The sequence below is a fragment of the Polaribacter sargassicola genome, from assembly GCF_021991835.1.
Taxonomy (GTDB): domain Bacteria; phylum Bacteroidota; class Bacteroidia; order Flavobacteriales; family Flavobacteriaceae; genus Polaribacter; species Polaribacter sargassicola.
Map to the genome: position 1 here is coordinate 16,472 of NZ_JAHDAU010000013.1, position 24,374 is coordinate 40,845.

At 27.7% G+C, this 24,374-nt stretch carries 15 protein-coding genes and 1 tRNA gene; 12 read left to right on the forward strand and 4 right to left on the reverse strand.

Annotated features, from left to right (window positions below):
• The first annotated feature begins 49 nt into the window (after positions 1-49).
• From KI686_RS15120 to KI686_RS15160, 9 genes are all read left to right on the forward strand, one after another.
• The gene (locus tag KI686_RS15120) at positions 50-1,120 is read left to right on the forward strand and encodes a sensor histidine kinase (RefSeq protein WP_237590174.1); all 1,071 of its coding nucleotides are present in this window, start codon (positions 50-52) and stop codon (positions 1,118-1,120) included.
• Positions 1,121-1,155: 35 nt separating this feature from the next.
• Positions 1,156-1,866 (forward strand): LytR/AlgR family response regulator transcription factor, encoded by a 711-nt coding sequence (locus KI686_RS15125; protein ID WP_237590175.1) that lies wholly within the window; start codon positions 1,156-1,158, stop codon positions 1,864-1,866.
• A gap of 363 nt (positions 1,867-2,229) precedes the next feature.
• Positions 2,230-5,454, forward strand: a complete 3,225-nt coding sequence (locus tag KI686_RS15130; protein WP_237590176.1) for a SusC/RagA family TonB-linked outer membrane protein — start codon at positions 2,230-2,232, stop codon at positions 5,452-5,454.
• Between the two features lie 16 nt (positions 5,455-5,470).
• Positions 5,471-7,177, forward strand: a complete 1,707-nt coding sequence (locus KI686_RS15135) for a RagB/SusD family nutrient uptake outer membrane protein (RefSeq protein WP_237590177.1) — start codon at positions 5,471-5,473, stop codon at positions 7,175-7,177.
• Positions 7,178-7,530: 353 nt separating this feature from the next.
• Entirely contained in the window at positions 7,531-13,446 is a 5,916-nt protein-coding gene (locus tag KI686_RS15140) for a PAS domain-containing protein (protein WP_237590178.1), read from the forward strand.
• Positions 13,447-13,449: 3 nt separating this feature from the next.
• Positions 13,450-14,103 (forward strand): response regulator, encoded by a 654-nt coding sequence (locus KI686_RS15145; RefSeq protein ID WP_237590179.1) that lies wholly within the window; start codon positions 13,450-13,452, stop codon positions 14,101-14,103.
• A 1,307-nt stretch (positions 14,104-15,410) separates the two neighbouring features.
• On the forward strand, positions 15,411-15,773 hold the full coding sequence (locus KI686_RS15150) for a response regulator (protein WP_237590180.1): 363 nt from the start codon (positions 15,411-15,413) through the stop codon (positions 15,771-15,773).
• 223 nt (positions 15,774-15,996) lie between these two features.
• Positions 15,997-16,437 (forward strand): GNAT family N-acetyltransferase, encoded by a 441-nt coding sequence (locus KI686_RS15155; protein ID WP_237590181.1) that lies wholly within the window; start codon positions 15,997-15,999, stop codon positions 16,435-16,437.
• Positions 16,438-16,503: 66 nt separating this feature from the next.
• Positions 16,504-16,576: transfer RNA gene (locus KI686_RS15160), tRNA-Gly, on the forward strand.
• An 87-nt stretch (positions 16,577-16,663) separates the two neighbouring features.
• Here KI686_RS15160 and KI686_RS15165 read toward each other — a convergent pair.
• Complete coding sequence (locus KI686_RS15165; RefSeq protein ID WP_237590182.1) at positions 16,664-17,320, reverse strand: rhomboid family intramembrane serine protease; 657 nt, start codon at positions 17,318-17,320, stop codon at positions 16,664-16,666.
• An 86-nt stretch (positions 17,321-17,406) separates the two neighbouring features.
• Here KI686_RS15165 and KI686_RS15170 point away from each other — a divergent pair, with 86 nt between their 5' ends.
• Both KI686_RS15170 and KI686_RS15175 read left to right on the forward strand, forming a co-directional pair.
• The gene (locus KI686_RS15170; RefSeq protein ID WP_237590183.1) at positions 17,407-18,300 is read left to right on the forward strand and encodes a lysophospholipid acyltransferase family protein; all 894 of its coding nucleotides are present in this window, start codon (positions 17,407-17,409) and stop codon (positions 18,298-18,300) included.
• A gap of 33 nt (positions 18,301-18,333) precedes the next feature.
• The gene (locus KI686_RS15175) at positions 18,334-18,921 is read left to right on the forward strand and encodes a hypothetical protein (RefSeq protein ID WP_237590184.1); all 588 of its coding nucleotides are present in this window, start codon (positions 18,334-18,336) and stop codon (positions 18,919-18,921) included.
• A gap of 71 nt (positions 18,922-18,992) precedes the next feature.
• Here the strand turns inward: KI686_RS15175 and KI686_RS15180 are convergent, their stop codons facing one another.
• The 3 genes from KI686_RS15180 to rpsA form a co-directional block, all read right to left on the reverse strand.
• Positions 18,993-19,844 (reverse strand): hypothetical protein, encoded by an 852-nt coding sequence (locus tag KI686_RS15180; protein WP_237590185.1) that lies wholly within the window; start codon positions 19,842-19,844, stop codon positions 18,993-18,995.
• Between the two features lie 4 nt (positions 19,845-19,848).
• The gene (gene glmM, locus KI686_RS15185; RefSeq protein WP_237590186.1) at positions 19,849-21,240 is read right to left on the reverse strand and encodes a phosphoglucosamine mutase; all 1,392 of its coding nucleotides are present in this window, start codon (positions 21,238-21,240) and stop codon (positions 19,849-19,851) included.
• A 291-nt stretch (positions 21,241-21,531) separates the two neighbouring features.
• Positions 21,532-23,352, reverse strand: coding sequence for a 30S ribosomal protein S1 (gene rpsA / locus KI686_RS15190; protein WP_237590187.1), 1,821 nt, complete (start codon positions 23,350-23,352; stop codon positions 21,532-21,534).
• 243 nt (positions 23,353-23,595) lie between these two features.
• Between rpsA and KI686_RS15195 the strand changes: the two genes are divergently transcribed.
• Positions 23,596-24,225, forward strand: coding sequence for a 7-carboxy-7-deazaguanine synthase QueE (locus KI686_RS15195; protein WP_237590188.1), 630 nt, complete (start codon positions 23,596-23,598; stop codon positions 24,223-24,225).
• Positions 24,226-24,374 lie beyond the last annotated feature (149 nt).

The window sequence follows — 24,374 nt, forward strand, 5'->3', positions numbered from 1 at the left end:
AACTTAGTTAAACATCAATAAACCTCAAAAAAACAAATCATTTTAAAAAATGAATTTCAATTCTAAGCAACATTATCAAATTTCTTTAAAACACCATATTATTTTCTGGTCTATATACTTTGTTATAACCGTTATTAGATGGGGAGGAATTCATGAAAATTATTTATACTCTTTAAAAACTACATTAATAGGTTTTCCTATAGAAATGATTTTGGTTTATTTAAATGTATATGTGTTTATGCCAAAATTTGCTTTTAATAATAAAAGGTACACCACGTATATAGTACTAATTTTGTCTTCTATATTTTTAATGGTGTTGGCAAAGTTTTATTTAAACTACTATTTATTAAGTTCTGATGCTTGGAAAGAAGGTTTAAATACCGCAAACAATATAACACTTACTTATATTTTAGATAACATGATTGGTGAGTTGTATGTTATTACTTTTGTAACTGCCATAAAAATTACTCTAGACCTTCTTAAAGAACAAAAAAGGGTCACTAGCTTAGAAAAAGCACAATTAGAAACCGAACTTCTGTTTTTAAGAACACAAGTTTCTCCTCATTTTTTTTTTAATACATTAAATAACATTTATTCTTTAGCTGTAGAACGATCTAAAAAAACTCAAATAATTATTTTAAAATTATCTGAGTTAATGAGATATCTTTTGTACGAAACAAAAAGTAAAAGACAAACTTTAGAAAACGAAATACTTTGCATTCAAAACTACTTAGATTTAGAACGTGTAAGACATAATGATGACCTAGAAGTAAACATGTCTATCTCTGGAAATATAGAAGATAAAGAAATAGCACCTATTCTATTATTATCTTTTATAGAAAACGCTTTTAAACATGGTGCATACAAAAATATTGGAAAAGTAAAAATCGATATTGATTTTTCTATTAAAAATGATTTTCTTTTTTTTACAATCACAAATCCAATGCCCGCAAACTCAGAACATGAAAAACCTTACAATCAATCTAGTGGTATTGGTTTAAAAAACGTAAAAAAAAGACTAGCTTTAGGATATCATAAAAATGATTACAAATTAGTTATTAAAAACAATAAGAAAAGATTTTTTGTAAAACTTAGAATAAGAGTAGCAAACGCTAAATAATTACAAATTTATCTTTAAAAAATATATAGATACACATGAAAATAAAATGTTTAATTGTAGACGATGAACCTTTAGCAATAAATGTTATAAAAAACTACTTAGAACAAATGGAAGGTTTTGAGGTTGTAAAAACATTTAACAATGCTATTGATGCCTTAAATTTTGTAAAAGACAACACAGTAGATGTTATTTTTTTAGATATAAACATGCCTGTTTTAGACGGAGTAAATTTTATTAAAAGTTTACAAAACCCTCCTTTAATAATTATTACTACTGCTTATCATGAGTTTGCTGTAGAAACTTACGAGCTAGATGTATTAGACTATTTAATAAAACCTATAGAGTTTCCTCGTTTTATGAAAGCTCTAAATAAAATAAATAGAAGACTAAAAACCAACATAGCACCTGTAGACAAAATAAATGATCGACCATATATTTTTATTAAGATTAATAAAAAGACTATGAGAAAAATATATTTAGATGAAATTTTAGTAATAGAGTCTTTAAAAGATTATTTAAAAATTAATACAACTACAGAAAAACACATTATACACAGTACATTATCTGGCTTTACAGAACAATTACCTTCTAGAGATTTTATAAGAATACACAGATCTTACACAGTAGCAATAGATAAAATAGACACCCTAGAAGGAAACAGCATTGAAATACAAGGTCTTAGGTATGTTATTGGTAGATCTTATATAGATGATGTAAAACAAAAGATTCTTAAATCTTCTTTATAACTAACAACTTTAAAACCTCTCTTACCCTCTTATCTTTAAAAAGTTACATACTTTTTTTAATTATTAGTTTTAATTTTAATAGCTTGTTTTTTATCTGAGTTGAAAAGTTATTCGTCGAAATTTTTATTTTTCAAGAAATAAAAAAAGTTAGATTTATTAAATATTTAAGATATCGTTAACATTTATGTAACATATACTAAAATGTTAACATTTTTTTCATTTAAATAATTTAAATGAACTAAAATAACTTTAAATATAATAATTGCAAATCTTAATATTTTCAATCAATTTAATTCAACATCTATGAAATTTAAACCAAAACACTCTTTTTTTACATTTAGGAAAAGACTACTGCTTCTCATTATGAGATCTTTTATTTTCTTATTTTTTGCTTCTATTTTTGGAGCAACACCAAATGTTGATAGTACTTCTAAAAGTATTCAACAAAAAATTACTGGTATTATAACAGATGCTCAAGGAGAACCTTTGCCCGGCGCAAGCATTACAGAAAAGGGAAACATTTCTAACGGTACGCAATCAGATTTTGATGGTAACTTTTCTTTATCCGTTGCAGATCTAAACACAAAAATTGTTATTTCTTACATCGGTTTTAAAACAAAAGAAGTTTCTTTAAATGGTAAAACCAATTTTACTATTGTCTTAAATGAAGACTCAGACACTTTAGATGAGATCGTAATTGTTGGTTATGGTACTCAGAAAAAAGTAAATTTAACCGCAGCTGTATCTCAAGTAGGTACAGAGGTTTTTGAAAACAGACCTACAGCAAATGCCCTTAGATCTTTACAAGGTACAGTACCTGGACTTGTAATATCTAACTCTGCATCTGGTGGTGAGCCTGGTGCATCTGCAAATATTAATATTCGTGGTTTTATAACAAGTGGTGGTACAGGAACTTTAAGTAACGCTAGCCCATTAGTACTTGTTGATGGTATAGAAATGAGTCTAAACGATATAGACCCAGAAGATATTGAGTCTGTTTCTGTACTTAAAGATGCAGCAGCAGCTTCTATTTATGGTTCTCAAGCAGCAGCAGGAGCAATTATAGTAACAACTAAAAGTGGTAAAAACTTAGATGGTAATGTAAGAGTTAACGTTAGCACTAGTTATTCTATTACACAGCCTTCTATTTGGCCAGAAAGTGCAAGTCCTATAGACTTTGCTTATACAATGAATGATGCTAGAATAAACAATAACCAAGCTGCTTATTATGATGAAACTGATTTAGCAAACATTATGGCTAATATGGAAAACCCTGGTAGCGCACCTTCTATTGTATCTAATGCTTCTGGTAATGCGTGGAATTACGGTACTATTGGTATTGAAGCTACAGGTGCTACTAATTGGGACGATGTAATTATGAAAGAATGGGCTCAAAGAGTTAAACATAACGTAAGCATAACTGGTGGTAATGAAAAAACTAACTACTACTTATCTGCTGGTGCTTATGATGAAGATGGATTGTTAAAAGTTGGTAACGAATCTTACCAAAGATATAATTTAGATGCTAAAATATCTAGCCAAGTAAACGATTGGTTAAAAATAGAATTATTAACTAAGTTTAGAAAAAGCTTTACAGATTTTCCTACCGAAGCAAATAATGCAAGTACATTTTGGAACAAGTCTAGAGTACTAGATTTAATTACTAAAATTAAACCTACATTACCTCAATACGACCCAATTTATGGAGAAGAATTATTACAACATGCTTATTACCCTTTTTGGGATACACAACGTGTAAAAACAGAAAACGATCAAGTAATTCTTATCCCTAAAATAGTTATAGAACCTATAGAAGACTTAAAATTTAATTTTAACTTAAATTATAAGAGAAACAACAATTTCCAAGAAACATCAATTTTAGCTAGTCAAATGGTAGTTCCTAACGGAATTGTTGATAAAGTAAGTCAAGCAGCAACATCTTACAGTCCTACTGTAATTGTTAACGAGTATTTCTCTCCTAACATTTTTGCTACTTATGATACATCTATAAACAACCATAACTTTAATGCTACAGTTGGTTTTCAAAGTGAAATTTATGATTACTATGCACTTGGTGCAACATCAGATTACTTAATTAGTAATAATATAGTTTCTTTAAACGCATCTTTAGATGATGATCAATTAGTAAGCGAAGCTATTTCTCACTGGTCTACAGTTGGTGTATTTAGTAGATTTAGATATAACTTTAAAGAAAAATATTTATTCGAATTTAGTTACCGTAGAGATGGTTCTTCTAGATTTTCGCCAGATAATAGATGGGCAGGATTCCCTAGTTTCTCTGCAGGTTATAACGTTGCTAAAGAAGATTTCTGGAACATAGATCAAATTAGTACTCTTAAATTAAGAGGTTCTTACGGTACTTTAGGTAATCAAAATGTTAGTAACTACTTATACCTTACATCAATACCTTTAAATACAACAGGTACTTCTTATTTATTTGATGGCGATAGATTAACCTATGCACAAACACCAAGTATAGATAGCCAAAACTTAACATGGGAAACCGTAAAAACTACAGATATTGGTTTTGATTTAAGTGCTTTTAATAACAAATTAGATCTTGGTTTCTCTTGGTATAGAACAGACATAGAAGGTATGGCTGCTCAAGGTGCAGATTTACCTGCTCAATTAGGTACTAATGCTCCTTTAACAAACATAGGTACTTCTAGAGTACAAGGATGGGAAGTAGAAGCTACTTGGAAACAAAAATTAGGTGATTTTAGCTATAGCATTAGAGGTGTATTAAGTGATTACAAAAGAAGTATTGTAGAATATCCTAATGATACAAAAGCATTAACTAACTATTTTGAAGGTCAAGACTTAGGAGATATCTGGGGATTCCAAACAGAAGGATTATTCCAAACAGATGCACAAGCAACAGAAGTTACTTCACTTGTTGATTATTCTTTTATTACAGGTTGGGCTCGTGTAGCTGGAGACATTCAATACAAAGATATTGACGGAAATAATGTAATAGATAGAGGAAATTACCTTGCTGGAGATACTGGAGATTACACTGTAATTGGTAACTCTACTCCTCGTTATCAATATTCTGTTAACCTTGCAATGACTTACAAAAACTGGGATTTAAATGCTTTAATACAAGGTGTTGGTAAAAGAGATTTATCATTTGCAACACAACAACGTTTTAAAGGTCCTGCAAACGGTCCATTCCACGCATTTGTTTGGGAAGGTCATTTAGATTACTTTAGACCAGAAGATACTACAAGTCCGTTAGGTGCTAACACAGATGGTTATTTCCCTACACCTTACTTAAATGGTGGTGGTAGAAATAATAAAAACTACAGCTATAATACAGACAGACTTTTACAAAACGCAGCCTATACAAGGTTAAAAAGCTTACAAATTGGTTATACTATACCAGTTAAAGTAACTAATAAATTTAAGGTAAATAAACTTAGACTTTATCTAACAGGAGAAAATCTATTAACTTTTACAGACTTAATGTTCTTTGACCCTGAGACTAATACATCTGGATTAACTGGTAGTGCTCAATCTTATCCATTATCAAGAATAATTTCTACAGGAGTAAATATCTCATTTTAAATAAAAAATAATAATTATGAAAAATATATTAAAATTATTTATTCTAAGTACAATTCTAACACTATCATCATGTGAAGAATTTTTAGATAAAACACCATTAGATGATGTTTCTGAAACTGCTTTTTATAGCACACCATCAGATTTACAAGCAGCTGTTAATGGTTTTTACAACGACCTTCCTGGTTGGGCTGCAACCTCAGTTGGATTTAACATTTTACCAGATATGTATTCTGATATAGGTGTGGCACAAGAACCAAGTAGTAGAATTAGTGGTTTAAGCTATACTGTACCAACATCTGCAAGTGCATCTGTTTGGAGTTTTGATGAAGTAAGAGAAACTAATTGGTTAATAGATCATTTAGACCAAGCTTCTGGAGACGAAACTTTAATAAACCAGTATTCTGGTGAAGCTTACTTTTTTAGAGCTTATTATTACTTTGAACTGTTAAAAAGATATGGAGATTTACCAATTTTTCCAGAATATTTTGATAATACAGATGAAGAGTATGTTTACGCTGCTAGATCACCAAGAAATGAAGTTGCAGATTTTATTATATCTGATTTAGATACAGCAATCTCTTTAATGCAATCTTTTCCGGATGTTGCTACTTCTCGTATAAGTAAAGAAGTTGCTCTTTTAATGAAAGCTAGAGTTGCTCTTTATGAAGGAACTTGGGAAAAATACCATAGCGGTACAGACTTTGGTGTAAGCGGATATGATGGATCAGAGTTTTTACAAATAGCAGCAGATGCTTCTGAAGACTTAATAGATAGCGGTGTTTTCTCTTTACATAGTGATTATAAAAGTCTATTTAATCAAGTTGGTTATAGTGGAAATAGCGAAGTATTACTTTCTAGAGACTACAACTCTATTGTATTAGGTATTAACAATGTATTACAACAATCTTGGCCTAACAGATGTGGTTACACTAAATTTGCTGTAGACAGTTATTTATGTACAGATGGAGACCCTATTTCTGTTAGTTCTCTATATCAAGGTAATACAGATTTATCTACAATAGAAATTAATAGAGACCCTAGATTAGCAGCTACAATTATGGTACCTGGTGATTTAGTAGAAATTAAATCTGACGGTACAGAAGTTTATTGGGAAAACCCAAACTTTAGCTCTACAGACACAGGTTTAACAGGTTACGAATCAGAAAAATACAGAAACGTTTCTTTTGATGGTAATTATGATGATTTTACAGAAGATACTTCTAGAATTATTATGAGATACGGAGAAGCATTATTAATTTTTGCAGAAGCAAAAGCAGAATTAGGTACTATAACACAAGGAGATTTAGATAAATCTATTAACTTATTACGTGCTCGAGTAAATATGCCTAATATTACTTTAGGTGCTATCACTGTAGATCCTAATTGGCCAAATTACGGTTATTCTCTTTCTAGTATATTATACGAAGTAAGAAGAGAAAGAACTGTAGAATTAATGGCAGAAGGTTTTAGAGCTGATGATTTATATAGATGGAGAGCACATACGTTATTTGACAATGATCAACCGAGAGGAGCATATTTAAATGACGGAATTGTTGGTGTAGAACTAGACGCCTCTAACGTTACTTTAGATGAAGATGGTTTTATATTACCATTTGCTTCTACCGGAATTTACAATTTTGATGAATCTAAAGCTTATTTACAACCTATACCTTTAGATGAGTTAGTGTTAAATCCAAACTTGACGCAAAATCCTGGTTGGTAATATTATTTGAGTTAATTTTTTTTAATATGGTCGTAAAAATTTGGTTAATTTTTATGGCCATATTTTTTTTATTGATTTTTTAAACCTGTAACAAACCAAACTTAAAATATATACTTTTTAACATCCTTTACACAAAAAGACAAAAAAAACACCTACTAATCAGTATTTTACAATTTTGAATTGAATTAAATAAAATACAAAACCTAAACAATCCACAAAACTTCGTTATTTAAAATAATTCCATATAATCAAAAATAATTTATCGATTTAATATATTTATCGTTAAAAAAATATTTAATTACTACTTTTATATAAAAATATTTTTTTTCATAAAACCAACTATCCCTCAAGTTATGGATTTTAATAATATATTAATTCTATTTACACAAGGATCTTTAATTGCCTTTGTAATTCTTTTACTTTTTAAGTTTAGAAAAAGTTTAGGAATAGGAGTTCTGTATGCCTCTATTGGTTTATTTCAGTTCATACAAGTAATCGCCTTTATTTTAAATACCAATTACGGTTCTTTTGCAAATGAATTTCTCGTATTACCAGGTTCATCTGTTTTTATTACCATCACACTTTTTGCTTTTTTAATAGTATACATAAAAGAAGATGCTATAGAAACAAAAAAAATGTTTTACTCAATACTTATTGTAAATATTTTAATAAACCTTATTTTCTTCGCTTTTTTTTGGAACCTTAATCAAACAAGTTCAGACAATCCGTTACGCATTACAAATAGTATTTTTAGAAATTACTCTACATATATTGTTGGTAATATTACACTATTTTTAGACGTATTGCTTTTAATAACCATTTTCGAGTTTTTCTCTAAAAAAACAAGGTTCTTATTTTTACAAATTTTAGTAACTATGTTAATTGTTACTAGTTTTGATACAGTCTTTTTTTCAACATTGGTTTTTTGGGAATTAGAAAGTTTAAGTTCTATTTTAAAACAAGGTATAGTATCTAAAGGAAGTTTTACTTTTTATTATAGCCTTCTCTTTTATTTGTATTTAAGATATTTAGATGAAACAGATAAAGACTTACTACATTTTAAAGTAGAAAATGTTTTTAAACCCCTTACCTATAAACAAAAATTTAAAACTGCAGTTAATAATATAAAAAAGGCGAATGAAATGTATCGTGTTTTAACAGATAATTCTAATGATATTATTTGTTTACAAGAACCAGACAGTACCTTTAAATACATTAGTCCGTCTATAAAAAAAATATTAGGTTATGAGCAATCTACTTTTTTAGGAAAGAAAATCTTTACAATTGTACATAAAGATGATTTACAAAATTTAATAGATTCTATTGATAAAAAAATTTACAGTAATAATAAAGGCATTAATACCATCACCTTTAGGTTATTACATAAAAAAGGTTATTATGTTTGGATAGAATACAATACATCTCCTATATACAATGATAAAAAAATAACCTCTTTTGTTACCTCTGCTAGAGATATTACAGAAAGAGTTTTAGCAACTAACCAATTTAAAACCTCTTTAGAGCTTTTAAAAAAAAGAGAGTATACTTTAAATGAAGCTAGTAAAATAGGTAAAGTAGGTTTTTTAGAATATAATACATATACAAATAACTACATATGGTCAGATTATTTATACTCTATTTTTGGATTAAAATTAACAGATAAAATTCCGGTTGGTAAAGAGTTTTTATCTTTTCTTGATAAAGATTTAAGATACAAAATAATTACAAATTTAAAAACCTTAAAAAAAGAAGGTAAGTCTTTTAATATAGACGGAAAAGCTATAAATAATCTTAAAAAAGAAATTTGGTTAAAACTTATTATAGAACCTGTTTTTAATAAAGAAAATAATATTATAGGTATAAGAGGTATAATACAAGACTTTACAGATTATAAAAATACACAACTTAAAATACAAAACTCTTTAGACTTATTAAAGAATAAAGACGAAGCCCTTAACCAATCTAGTAAAATTGCAAAAATAGGATTCTGGGATCATTACACAGAAACCGACAACTATATCTGGTCTGATTATTCATATAAAATTTTTGGATTAAAATTAAAAGATAAGATTCCTGGTAGAAAAGAAATGATAAAGCTTTATGATGAAGAATCTCAAAAAAAAATAAAAGCAGCTACTTTAAAAATACTTACAAATAAAGAACCTTATGATATAGAGTTAAAGCTAACAAACTTTAAAAATGAAATAGTTTGGATTAGAAGTATAGTACATCTTATTTATAATGATAAAAATGAAATTATTGGTAGAAGAGGTGTAATACAAGATATTACAGAATCTAAAAAAACTCAATTAGAACTAGAAAGTAGCGAATTTCTTTTAAGTGAAGCCGGCAAATTAGCTAAAATTGGTGGGTGGGAACTAAATTTAAAAACAAACAAAATACGTTGGTCAGATCAGGTTTTTAAAATTCACGGACTCCCTGTAGGTAAAGTCCCTACTGTAGAAGAAGCTATTGGATTTTATATAGAAGGATCTGAAAAAGTTTTAGAAAAAGCAATAAAAAAATGTATTTCTGAAAACAAAGAATACAACCTTATACTAAGGTTTTTAAATAAACAAAATAAAAAATTATGGGTAAATGCTATTGGTTACCCTATAGTAGATATAACTGGTAAAACAATTGGTTTAAGAGGTATTATACAAGATATTACCGACCAAAAAAACATTCAAATTGCACTAGACTCTCAAAATGAAAAGTTAAGTAAATTAAATAAAGAACTTAAAGAGGCTCAAAAAATATCTAGTTTAGGAAACTGGGAATACAATACAATAACAGATAAAATTATATGGTCTAAAGAGTTACACAATATTTTTGAACGACCTTATAAAATTGGTGCTCCTAGTTACGAAGAACATAAATTGCTGTTTAAAGAAGAAAGCTATATTTTAATGAATAAGGCTGTGCAAGATTGTATTAACAATAGAACTCCTTACATTTTAGAGCTAGATATAAACACCACTAAAGGAGAAATTAAACACATAATTATAAGAGGAAAAGCATTAACAGATAAAGATAATAATGTAATTGGTTGTTATGGTACTGCGCAAGACATAACAACTCTAAAAAACATTCAAATTGAATTAGAAAATAAAAATAAAGAACTTAATACATCTCTAAAACTTTTAGAAGAAAGCCAATACACCAAAAGCGAATCAAGTAAAATTGCCAAAATAGGTTATCATGAATATAATAGTATAAATGGGACCTTTTATTGGTCTGAGTATCTATATAATATTTTTGGTTTAGATCAAAATCAAAAAATACCGTCAAGAGAAAAACTTGTATCTTTATTTGATGAAAAATCTGTAACTAGATTAAAAAAAGCTACAGAAAATTTAGAAACTTATGGTATACCATATGATTTAGAACTAAAACTTACCAATTTTAAAAAAGAAGAAATCTGGATTAGAATGTCTAACCAAGCGTTATATGATAAGCATAACAAAATTATTGGTAGAAGAGGTGTAGCACAAGATATTACAGAAAGAAAAAAAATTGAAGAAGAGAATTTAAAAATCAAAAATGATTATATAAAGTTATTTGACAATGCAACAATTTCTATTTGGAATGAAGATTTAACTTTACTCTATAAAGAAATAGACAAATTAAAAAAACTTAATATAAATAATATTAAATTATATTTAGAAGAAAACCCAAATGTTCTACTAAACTTAACCAGTAAAGTACAAGTTAATTATGTAAACAAAGCTACCTTAGAGTTATTTAAGGCAAAAAATCATCATGAGTTTTTACAAAATATACATTTATCTTTTGGCCGTGGTGCAGAAAAAGTTTTTATAAACCTAATTGAAGCAATTTGGAATAATACTAAAAACTTTACAACAGAAGTAAATTACAAAACCTTAAAAGGTAAAGAATTTACAGCTATTTTATCTGTTCCGATACCTCAAAATATAGAAGAACAAAAAACAGTACCAGTAACTATACAAAGTATACAAAAAATTAAAAATGCAGAATTAGCTCTTAAAGAATCTTTAAAAGAATTAAACGAGGCGCAAAGAATAGGTCGTTTAGGCAATTGGATTGCAAACCCTATTACTAAAGAGTTTATTTGGTCTGATGAAGTTTTTAATATTTTTGGTTTTGACCCTAAAGATGGTTACCCTAGTTTTAATGAGTTAATGAATAAAATTCATCCAGATGATGTAGATTTTCATAACAAATGTTTAAAAGATGCAGAAATTTCTGGAGTTCCATTTGATATAGAATTAAGAATTATAGTTTCTAAAAATGAGCAAAAAACAATAAGGGTTATCTGCGAAACTATAAAAGATAAAAACGGAAAAGTAATAAAATTAAAAGGTGTTAACCAAGATATTACAGAACATAAAAAAATTCTATTAAAATTAGAAGAAACTAACAAAAAAATTAAACAGTCTTTAGAACTCTTAAAAATAAGTGAGCATTCTAGAAACGAAGTAAGTAAAATTGCTAAAATAGGATATCAAGATTATAATTCTGTAACAGACACTTACACTTGGTCTGATTATGTTTATGAAGTTTTAGGCTTTAATCCTATAAACGGAATTCCAAAATTAGAAAAGGTAATAAAAGTATTTTATAGAGAATCTCAAATAAAACTACTAAAAGCCTTTGAAGAAATAGAAAAAAGAGGTACTCCTTTTGATTTAGAGTTAAAATTATTTGACAAACAAAAAGGATATGTTTGGATAAGATACGTTGGACAACCAATTTTTAATGACAATAACGAAATTATTGGCAGAAGAGGAATCATTCAAAACATTACAGATCAAACAATTAAACAAAATAAATTAGATCAACAAAACGATAAATTATTTAACCTAAATCATGCATTAAACGAAGCTCAATCAATATCAAAAGTAGGAAACTGGAAATATATTAACACCAAAGAATATTTTACTTGGTCTAAAGAATTATATAATATTTTTGAACGTTCGCCTGCATTAGGTCCGCCAAGAAATTATTCTGAATATATTTCATATTTTACCGAAGAAAGTTCTTATATTCTACAAAAAGCAATTGAAGACTGTTTTATTAATAAATTATCTTTTAATATTCAGCTAGATATTTATAGCTCTAACGGTAGTCTAAAACATGTAACTATTAGAGGTAAAGTTTTATACGATAAAAATAATATAGCTATTGGTTGTTATGGTACCACACAAGATATAACAGAACAAAGACAAATTTTAGATGAAATAAAAAGAACACAAGAATTATACAGACTTGTAACAGAAAACTCTACAGATATAATTTGCTTGTTATACCGAGATACAACATTAAAATACGCTAGTCCTTCTGCAAAAAATCTTTTAGATTACAACATAGAAGACTATTTGGACAAACAAGTTTTTGATATTATACATAAAGATGATATCAAACTTTTAAAAGAAAAAATTAATTACAGAAAGATTAGTAATAATTACGATAGTGCTTTTACCTTAAGAGTTCGTCATAAAAAAGGTCATTATATTTGGATGGAAGCATTATCATCTCCTGTTTATGTTGATAATCAAATTAACTATTTTGTTATATCTGCCAGAAACGTAACAAGTATGATGTTAGCAAAACAAGAAATTCAAGAATATCAAAACTCATTACAAAAGTTAACTACAGAAATTACTTTAATAGAAGAAAAACAAAAAAGAGAAATTGCAACTAATATACACGATCATCTTAGCCAATCTTTAGTTATTTCTAAAATGAAAATTAATGCGTTAAAAAAGAATCCTCAGTTAAAAATAATAAATGATGATTTACAATTTATAGATACTCATATTTCTGACGCTTTATCTAATAGTAGAAAAATTACTTACGATCTTTCTCCTCCTGTATTGTATCAATTAGGTATTGTAGAAGCTTTAAATTGGCTACTTAATGATGTAGAGTCTAAACATAAAATTAAATGTATATTTAATGATTATGTAAATGAGATTACTCTTAATGATACAAAATCGATTTTACTCTTTAGAAGTATACAAGAAGTTTTAAATAATACAATAAAATATGCAAAAGCATCAATAATAACATTAGACATCAATAAAAATAAAGCTGGTTTAAAAATTATTATATCAGACAATGGTATTGGTTTTGACACCAATGTATTAAAAAAACATAATAAACATACAGATTCTGGTTTTGGCCTGTTTACGGTAAAAGAACGTATTAAAAACATTAATGGAGAAATTATAATCTCATCAATAATCAACAAAGGAACAACAGTTAATATCTTTATCCCTCTATAAAAAATGAACAAACTAAATAAAATTAATATAGTACTGGTAGATGATCATAAACTATTAAGAGATGGTTTAAAAAACATAATAGAACAAAAATCTAATTTACATATAATTGGTGAAGCCTCAGACGGTAGAGAAGCAATAAAAATTTGCTCTAAACTAACACCAGATGTTCTTATTATAGATGTTGCAATGCCTGGTTTAAATGGTATACAAGCTACAGAACAAATTCATAAAATTAATCCTGATATAAAAATAATAGGGCTTTCTATGCACTCTAGTAAGCCATTTATACAAGGTATGTTTAAAGCTGGTGCTTTTGGTTATTTGTTAAAAGATGGAGATTCTGATGAGTTAATTACAGCAATAATTTCTGTAGTACAAAACAAGAAATATTTATCAAAAGAAATAAATCAAGACTTTTTATCTTTATTAAAAAAAGGAGAATCTTTAGAAAAAGCTAAATTAACAACAAGAGAAAAAGAAGTTTTACAATTAATCTCTGAAGGTAATTCTTCTAAAGAAATTGGAGATATTTTATTTTTAAGCTCTAAAACTGTTGATGTTCACAGAAATAATATTATGAAAAAAATTGATTTATATACTATTTCTGAATTGACAAAATATGCAATACAACAAGGAATAACATCTTTAGACTTATAAAAAAAGTCAAACTTCGGGGGACAAGTTTGACTTTTAAAAAAAATTTTACTCTAAAAAACTAACTAAAAATAACCTCTACTTTATTTCTATACTCCAAAGATATAACTTAAGTTAACTACAAAGTATAAGCAATTTTCTTAATCTTTAGGTTTTTAAAAAATCAATAGAATTTTACACTTAAATAAAAGCCTTAAACTGTTTTTTAAAAAACAAAAGCCAAACTTCGGGGGACAAGTTTGGCTTTTATATAAACTATTTATTCTAGGGGAACAAATTATAATAATCTCTACTTTATTTCTATACCTCAAAGATATAATTAAAGGCAATGTTAAAGTATAAGCAATTCTCTTAATTTATAAATTCTTAAAAAAAAAACAGAAAAATTTATACTAAAAATAAAACCTTAAACTGTTTTAAAAAAACAAAAGCCAAACTTCGGGGGACAAGCTTGACTTTTATAAAAACTAGTTTACTCTAAGTAAAACTAACTAAAAATAACCTCTACTTTATTTCTACACTTCAAAGATATAACTTAAGCTAACTACAAATTATAAGCAATTTTCTTAATCTTTAAATTTTTAAAAAATCAATAGAATTTTACACTTAAATAAAAGCCTTAAACTGTTTTTTAAAAAACAAAAGCCAAACTTCGGGGGACAAGTTTGGCTTTTATATAAACTATTTATTCTAGGGGAACAAATTATAATAATCTCTACTTTATTTCTATACCTCAAAGATATAATTAAAGGCAATGTTAAAGTATAAGCAATTCTCTTAATCTTTAGGTTTTTAAAAAATCAATAGAATTTTACACTTAAATAAAAGCCCTCAACTGTTTTAAAAAAACAAAAGCCAAACTTCGGGGGACAAGTTTGGCTTTTATATAAACTATTTATTCTAAGGGGAACAAATTATAATAATCTCTACTTTATTTCTATACCTCAAAGATATAATTAAAGGCAATGTTAAAGTATAAGCAATTCTCTTAATCTTTAGGTTTTTAAAAAATCAATAGAATTTTACACTTAAATAAAAGCCCTCAACTGTTTTAAAAAAAAACAAAAGCCAAACTTTTGAGGGATAAGTTCGGCTTTTATAAAAAACTAGTTTATTTTGAGGGAACTAACTAAAATAACCTTAACTCTATTTCTATGCCTCAAAAATATAATTAAAGCCAGAGTGAAAGTATAAGCAATTCTCTTAATTAATAAACCAATAAAATTAATTAAGCAAATTGCTTAGAGCATTAATAATATAGTTTAATTAATTTCGAATCAACAAATTATGTTAATCTAGACCTAGATATTTTGAAAGCAGAATTAAAAGACTTACTAATAGTAGAAGATAATGCTTATATTGGTAATAGTATACTTAATTCTGTCAAAGAAATTGATAGTGTTAGAAATATCCATTTAACCGACTCTATACAAGAAGCCATTTCTTTGACAAATAAATTAAATTTTAATTTAATTGTATTAGATTTAAGTTTACCCGATGGAAATGGTTTAGAATTATTAAAATTATTTCGAGAAAAAGAAAAAAAGAAAATCTTAGTTTTTTCTACAAGTACAAATTTAAAACAAGTTTGTTTAAAATACGGAGCTTACGATTTTTTTGATAAAGCCAATGATTTTGATAAATTAATTGAAACAATTAAAGTAATCAATTAACCCTCCTTCTAGTTTTCAAAAAACATTAATTACTCCTACTCTATCCATAATTATTAAAACCAATCTTCTTTAAAATAAATTTAATTCTGATAAATTATTTTAATGTAATGCAATCAAAAACATTACAAAGTATATTTTTTAATTTATCACTTAAAAAATTAAGTTTTTAGATTAAATTTACCTTTTTTTTATTTTATCTGACACTATTTATTATTCAACAAATATGAAAATACATATTATTAAATCAGAAGATATTTTATCTATAATTCCTCTTTTAACAAAATTAAACTCAAAAACACCACAAGCTACACTTAAAGAAAGGGTTTTAGAAATGTCTAAATATACTAATTATGAATGTGTCGGTTTATATATTGATAATCAACTAGCGGGTATTTGCGGTCTTTGGTATTCTACAAGGCACTATATTGGCAAAACTGTAGAACCAGATCATGTTATTATTGATGAATCTTTAAGAGGAAAAAAAATAGGAAATCAATTTTTTAACTGGATAGACAATCACGTAAAAAATAAAGGGTGTGAAGCTATAGAATTAAACACTTATTCTGGCAACACAAAATCGCATAAATTCTACTACAACCAAGGTTATGATATATATGGATTTCACTTTTTAAAGGTTTTACGAGACGACAAAAAATTTTATTAATTTTTTTTTGATAAAAAGTTGTACAACTAAAAAATGTTTGTATATTTGCAACCGCTTACCAAAAACGCGAAAGTAGCTCAGTTGGTAGAGCGTCAGCCTTCCAAGCTGAATGTCGCCAGTTCGAACCTGGTCTTTCGCTCAAAAGACTTCATAATTAAATTATGAAGTCTTTTTTTTGTTAGAAACTTTACAAGAAAAACAAATATTTTTATCCTCTATTTTATTTTTATATTTTTTTTAGTTTATCACCAAAGACCAATAAAAGGATGATTAATAAACCTAAAGAAATTACTAAGATTTTATTAGAAATAAATAATGATGGATTTAGTAATAAAGTTATAACAAAACCACCTATAGCACCTCCTAAATGTGCAGAATGACCAACATTACCTAATTGCTTTTTCATACCATATATAGAGTATAATAAATAACCAATACCAAAAACAAAACCAGGTATAGGTATAGGAATAAAGTATAAAAACAACTCCATTTCTGGATATAAAAGTATTGCTGAGTAGATAATACCAGAAACAGCACCAGAAGCACCTACAGCACTATAATAAGGTTCGTTTTTATGATATTGTAAAGTGTACAAACTACCAGCTAACAAGCTAGCAAAATAAACAATTAAAAAATTAGGAATCCCTAAAAAGCCAACTACAATACCTCCAAAAAGATATAAAGCATACATATTAAAACCAAGATGCAGCCAATCTACATGTAAAAAACCAGATGTTAGTGTTCTAATTTTTTCTCCTGCTAAAATTTTACCTACCTGAAATTTATATTTATCTAAAAAAGAATAATCATTAAATCCTTTTATAGAAACAATAACATTAGCAATAATAATCAGTAAAATAGCTTGGTTTATATTATTCATCATTCAACAAACATAATAAAATCTAACAACCTAATACTATTTGTTATTAAATTTATATACGATATTTGTATTTTAAAAAAACACTTTTTATGCATTTAATAATTTTTACTCTTATATATCCGTTTATATGGTTAATTTCTAAACTTCCTATGAGAGTATTATATTTTTTTTCTGATGTTTTTTACATCTTAAACTACTACATTATAGGTTACCGAAAAAAAGTGGTTTTAAACAACTTAAAACTCTCTTTTCCTGATAAAAGTGATCAAGAAATAAAAAAAATTAGCAAAGGTTTCTTTAAACATTTAACCGATTTTATTGTAGAGAGTATTAAAACTTTTACAATTTCTGAGAAAGAAATATCTAAAAGAATAAAATATAAAAACATAGATTTATTAGAAAATGTAGCAAAAAACGGAAAAAGTATTGCCTTAGTTGGTATTCATCAAGCAAATTGGGAATGGCTTACAGGCTTACCTTTACATATAAAAAATCCTGATTTTTATGCTGCTTACACCAAAGTAGAAAACAAACATTTTGAAAAAGTAGTTAAAATGTCTCGCTCTAAATTTGGCGGAACTTTATACAGAACTTCAGATACTATTAGAAATCTTCACAGAAATTTTGTAAATAAAAAACAAGGAATTTATATTCTTTTAAGCGATCAATCTCCGTTACTAAGTAAAACTCAATATTGGGCAAATTTTATGGGAGTTAAAGTGCCTGTACACACAGGTGCAGAAGCTTTATCTAAAAGATACGATATGTCTTTTGTTTATTGGACTTCTAGAAAAATTAAAAGAGGTTATTATGAAATTGAGTTTGAATTGATAACAGAAAACCCTAAAGAATACAAAAATTACGAGCTTACAGACAAGTTTTTAGAAATAACAGAAAGGAATATAAGAAATCAACCAGAAGTATATTTATGGTCTCATAAACGCTTTAAACATAGAAATAAAGTACCAAAAGAGTTTTTATAATCTTATTTTATATCATTAAATTAAAACTGTAAAATGAATAAACTATTTTTAACTATTATAATAAGTATTGTTACTTTTAATCTAAGTTTTAGTCAAAAATTACAAGACGGACAAATAAGATGGTCTGCCAATGAAAAATTAACTATAGACGATTTTAAAATTAAAATTAATAACGATAATAATACTGTAATTTCTAGTCAGTTTTTAATATCCTACTCTGCACAAGGATTTGATTTTATAAAACGAAATTTAAACCAAAGAGTTGAAAATTTGTTTATAGGTAAAGCTTCTTGGATAAATACCTCTAAAATTAAAGAGTTAGATAAACAAGTAGATTTTCAACAAGTACAATTTGATTTAGCTGAAATTCAAGCAAGAAAATTTAGACAAAGACTCTTTTTAGATAAATGGAATATTACAAAAGGTTTTTCTGTTTTAGATAAAATTAGTAATGAAATAATGGCTGAATTCTCTGAAATTAGACTTAAATTAATAGAAGATACTCAAAACGGTACTAATGAAAAAGAAGTCTTAAAATGGAAAGAAAAGATAACAACTCAATTAAAAGAATTACATGAGTTTAGATATGAAAATAAAAAGAAAATAAAGCGTAAAAAATAAGGTTACATTTTGTTGATTTAAATTCTCAATCAAAAAAATGTAACCTTATTTAAATTAAAAATATATAATTTTTATTTGTTTTTCTTTTTCCCTCCAAAAACGCTAAACCTTCCTCCTATTAAAATATTTTTCTGAAAAAAGGTAAAGCTTTGAGAAGCGCTATCACTTTTATTTGATGTAGTTCTAATGTCAGGCATATTTATATACCCAAATTTTAAATCTGATTGAATATAAAAATATTTAAAGAAAGTTAAATCTAAACCAACTACAGCAGATGCTCCCCAACCAGAAAGGTGAAATTCATCCCAACGTTCTTGGTTAAATAACGTTGCATTTGTTTTTGGCAACAAAATTCCTGCACCAAAACCTTCTGTAACATTAATTTGAAAATTTTTACTATTCAAACCAAATAAATGACCAATTTCATCAAATCTTCTAAACTCTACATTTACATAATTTAAACCATCTGTATGCTCAAACTGTAAAAAGTCTTCTGATAATAAAAGATCTTGATTATTATATGTTCCATCAAAATCTGTCCCAGAATTTATAAAACCATTTGCTTTTACCGTTTGGTTTGCAACCATCACATATTTCATATGATCTACACCTAAAGAAATAGTATAGTTATCATTTAAAAAATAACCAATTCTGTAATTATTTTGTGGTATTGTTATTTTAGCGGGATTAAAATAATCGTTAAAATTAAAAGGAGTTTGTCTATCTTTTGCTACAACATCTTTAAGAGTAATATCATAATTGTTTCCTTTTAATCGAATATCAGAATTAGAATAACTAGCTCCATTCCAACCCCAATAAAAAAACATTTTACCTTTATAAGATATTTTATCTACTTTTTCCTCTTGAGAAAACGAGGCAATACTTATTAATAAAAACGATAAAATTACAATTGCTTTTTTCAAAATACTATGCTATTATTTCTTTAATTTCATTGATAAATCTTACAGCTAAATTATCTGCTGCTTGTTGTGATTTTGCTTCTGTATAAATTCTAATAATTGGCTCTGTATTCGATTTTCTTAAATGAATCCATTCTTCTGCAAAATCTATTTTTACACCATCAATAGTATTTACATCTTCATTTTTATATGTAGATGCCATTGTTTCTAAAATTTTATCAACATCAATCCCTGGTGTTAATTGAATTTTATTTTTACTCATAAAATAACTAGGATAAGAATCTCTTAACTCTTTACAAGACATTTTATTGTTTGCTAAATGCGATAAAAATAAAGCAACACCAACTAAAGAATCTCTACCATAATGAGAAGCAGGATAAATAATTCCTCCGTTACCTTCTCCACCAATTACGGTGTTTGTCTCTTTCATTTTAATAACAACATTTACTTCACCTACAGCAGATGCAGTATACGTTCCTCCATGTTTTTCAGTAATATCTCTTAACGCTCTAGAAGATGATAAATTAGAAACTGTATTTCCACCACCTAATTTTCCTAAAACATAATCTGCACAAGCAACTAAAGTATACTCTTCGCCAAACATAGAACCGTCTTCAGAAACCAAAGCCAATCTATCTACATCTGGATCTACAACAATACCAAAATCTGCTTTTTCTTTAACAACCAATTCAGAAATATCTGTTAAGTGTTCTTTTAAAGGTTCTGGATTATGAGGAAATTGCCCATTTGGTGTACAATACAATTCTACACACTCTACATTTAATTCTTTTAATAAAGCAGGTATAAAAATTCCTCCAGTAGAATTTACTCCATCTACAACAACTTTAAAATTAGCTTTTTTAATAGCTTCTACATCTACTAATTCTAAATCTAAAACTTCTTTAATATGTTTTTCTACATAAGTTTTATCTTTAGAGTAGGTTCCTAAATCATCTACTTCTGCAAAAGAAAAATCTTCGCTTTCTGCCAACTCAAGAATTTGTTCTCCTTCTACTCCATTTAAAAATTCTCCTTTTTCATTAAGTAACTTTAAAGCATTCCATTGCTTTGGGTTATGAGAAGCTGTTAAAATGATTCCTCCATCTGCTTTTTCTAAAGGTACAGCAACTTCTACTGTTGGTGTTGTAGATAAACCTAAATCTATAACATCTATACCCAAACCAACTAATGTATTTGCTACTAAACTAGAAATCATCTTACCAGAAATACGAGCATCTCTACCAATTACTACTTTTATTTTTTCTTTATCAGAATTTCTTTCTTTTATAAAAGCACCGTATGCAGACGCAAACTTTACTGCATCTATTGGTGTTAAATTATCTGCGGTTTTTCCGCCGATGGTTCCTCTTATTCCTGATATCGATTTTATTAATGTCATATATTTTATCGTCTTTTTTAAGCAGAACAAATATAATTCTATTAAACCATTAATTAAATTAGTAATCAGTTAAATTTTGGGTTAGAAATTTATTGGCAAAAAAATGCGTTAGGGATTGTAGCATTTGTATGAGCTCTTTTTTGAAGAATGAAAAAAAGCGAGTGCGAAAAGCCCGACCTGAAAGGAAACGCCAAAATAAATTTAAAACAAAAAAAAGCCGTTACAAAATGTAACGGCTTTTAGTATATTATAAATATCTACTAGTTCTGAAACTTGTTCAGTTAAAAAGAATTACTTCTTTTTGTTACCAGCTTCCATTTTCTTTTTTAAGTCTGCAAGACCACCGATGTCTCCAAAAGTAGCTTTTTCTGCTTCAGCTGCTTTTTTAACTGCTGCCTTAACATTTCTTTTCTCTTGCTCTTTAAATAAAGATGTATGAGATACAACAACTCTTCTGTATTCTTTAGAAAATTCTAAAACTACAAATTCTACTGCATCACCTTTTTCTAATTTAGAACCATCTTCTTTTTCTAAGAATCTTGTTGGTGCAAAACCTTCTACTCCATCAGCAAAAGTTACAACTGCTCCTTTATCATTCTTTTCTTTGATTGTTCCTTCATGTTTAGAACCGATTGCATACGTAGCTTCATGCTCATCCCAAGGGTTAGATTGAGTTTGCTTATGACCTAAGTTTAACTTTCTGTTCTCTACATCTAATTCTAATACTTGTACTTCTAATTTATCACCAACAGTTACAAAATCTGAAGGATGCTTAACTTTCTTAGTCCAAGATAAATCTGAGATGTAAACTAAACCATCAATACCTTCTTCTAACTCTACAAACACACCAAAGTTAGTGTAGTTTCTTACTGTACCAGTATGAGTTGAACCAACAGGATATTTGCTAGTAATATCTGTCCAAGGATCTGGGTGTAATTGTTTGATACCTAAAGACATTTTACGGTCTTCTCTATCTAAAGTTAAAATTTGAGCTTCAACTTTATCTCCAACTTTTACGAAATCTTGTGCAGAACGTAAGTGAGTTGACCAAGACATTTCAGAAACGTGGATTAATCCTTCTACTCCTTGCTCTACTTCTACAAACGCACCATAATCAGCTAAAACAACAACTTCTCCTGTTACTTTATCTCCAACTTTTAAGTTAGCATCTAAAGCTTCCCATGGGTGAGCAGATAATTGTTTTAATCCTAATTGAATTCTAGATTTGTTATCATCAAAGTCTAAAATTACAACGTTTAATTTTTGATCTAATTCTACAACCTCATTTGGATGGTTGATTCTAGACCAAGATAAATCAGTAATATGTACTAATCCGTCTACACCACCTAAATCAACAAAGACACCGTAAGAAGTAATGTTTTTAACAACACCTTCTAATACTTGTCCTTTTTCTAATTGACCAATAATTTCTTTTTTCTGTAATTCAATATCAGCTTCAATAAGAGCTTTATGAGATACAACAACGTTTTTAAATTCGTGGTTGATTTTAACAACTTTAAACTCCATTGTTTTCTCAACATATTGATCGTAATCTCTAATTGGTTTTACATCAATTTGAGATCCTGGTAAGAATGCTTCGATACCGAAAACATCTACAATCATACCACCTCTAGTTCTACATTTAACAAAACCGTTAACTACTTCACCAGTTTCATGAGCATTATTAACACGTTCCCATGCTTTAATAACTCTTGCTTTTTTATGAGACAATACTAATTGACCAGAAGAATCTTCTCTTTTATCAACTAATACTTCTACTTTATCACCAGCAGCTAATGCTTGGTTGTAACGAAATTCGTTTAAAGAAATAACTCCTTCAGATTTAGAGTTAATATCAATAATTGCATCTCTTTCTGTAATTCTTACTACAGTTCCTTCAATTACATCACGCTCGTTTACAAATCCTACAGTACCTTCTAAAGCTTTTTCAAACTCGGCTAATTTATCTTCATCTACAGCTTCAATACCTTGTTCGTATTTATGCCAGTTAAAATCAGCTAAAAATTGTTTTGGATCTACAGCAGGAGTAGCTGTTTCTTGTACATCAGTAGCAACTACTTGCTCTTCTGTGTTTTTTGTTTCTTCAGACATGTGTCTAAATTAATTTTGTATCTTATTGTTTTTCAGATTTCTAACGATAAAACGCTAAGAGTTGTTTTTATAATGTGTTATATCTAAATCCTTTTATAAATCTGTTCTCGTAAAAAGGAGTGCAAATTTACAAAAAACATTTTATTTTAAACACCTAATAATTAAATTATTATTCTTTTTATTCTTGAATTACAAAAAACTACCTTTGCATTTTTAAAAACCCACGGGTTGATATTAATGAAGATGGATAAAAAAACAAAAGATTTAGTAGATAAAGGTATAATGCTTCCGTTAATGGAAGAGTTTTACACAATACAAGGTGAAGGGTCTCATACAGGAACCGCAGCTTACTTTATTAGAGTTGGTGGTTGCGATGTTGGTTGCCATTGGTGCGATGTTAAAGAAAGTTGGAATGCAGATTTACACCCACCAACTTTAGCAGACACAATTGTAGATAATGTAAAAAAATACGCACAAACTGTTGTTATTACTGGTGGAGAACCTTTAATGTGGCCTATGGATTATATAACAGAATTGCTACAAAACAACAATATAAAAACCCATATAGAAACTTCTGGTGCTTATTCTTTTTCTGGTAAATGGGATTGGTTTTGCCTTTCGCCTAAGAAAACAAAATTACCTTTAGATGAATGTTATAAAGAAGCAGATGAATTAAAAATGATTATTCATAATAAATCTGATTTTGATTTTGCTGAACAACAAGCCGCTAAAGTTGGTAAGGAATGTAAATTGTATTTACAGCCAGAATGGAGTAAAAAAGAGAAAATGACCGAGCAAATTGTAGATTATGTAATGAAAAATCCGAAGTGGAAAATTTCTTTACAAACACATAAATATCTGAATATTCCATAATATTCAGATATTTAATATTTTTTAGAAGCTATTTCCTGCTTTCCGCACTCGCTTTTTTTTTCGCTTCGCTAGATTGGTTTTATAAAAAATATCTTTTTATAAAATCAATCTAAAAAAGAGCTCAAACAAATGCTACAATCAGGGCTAAA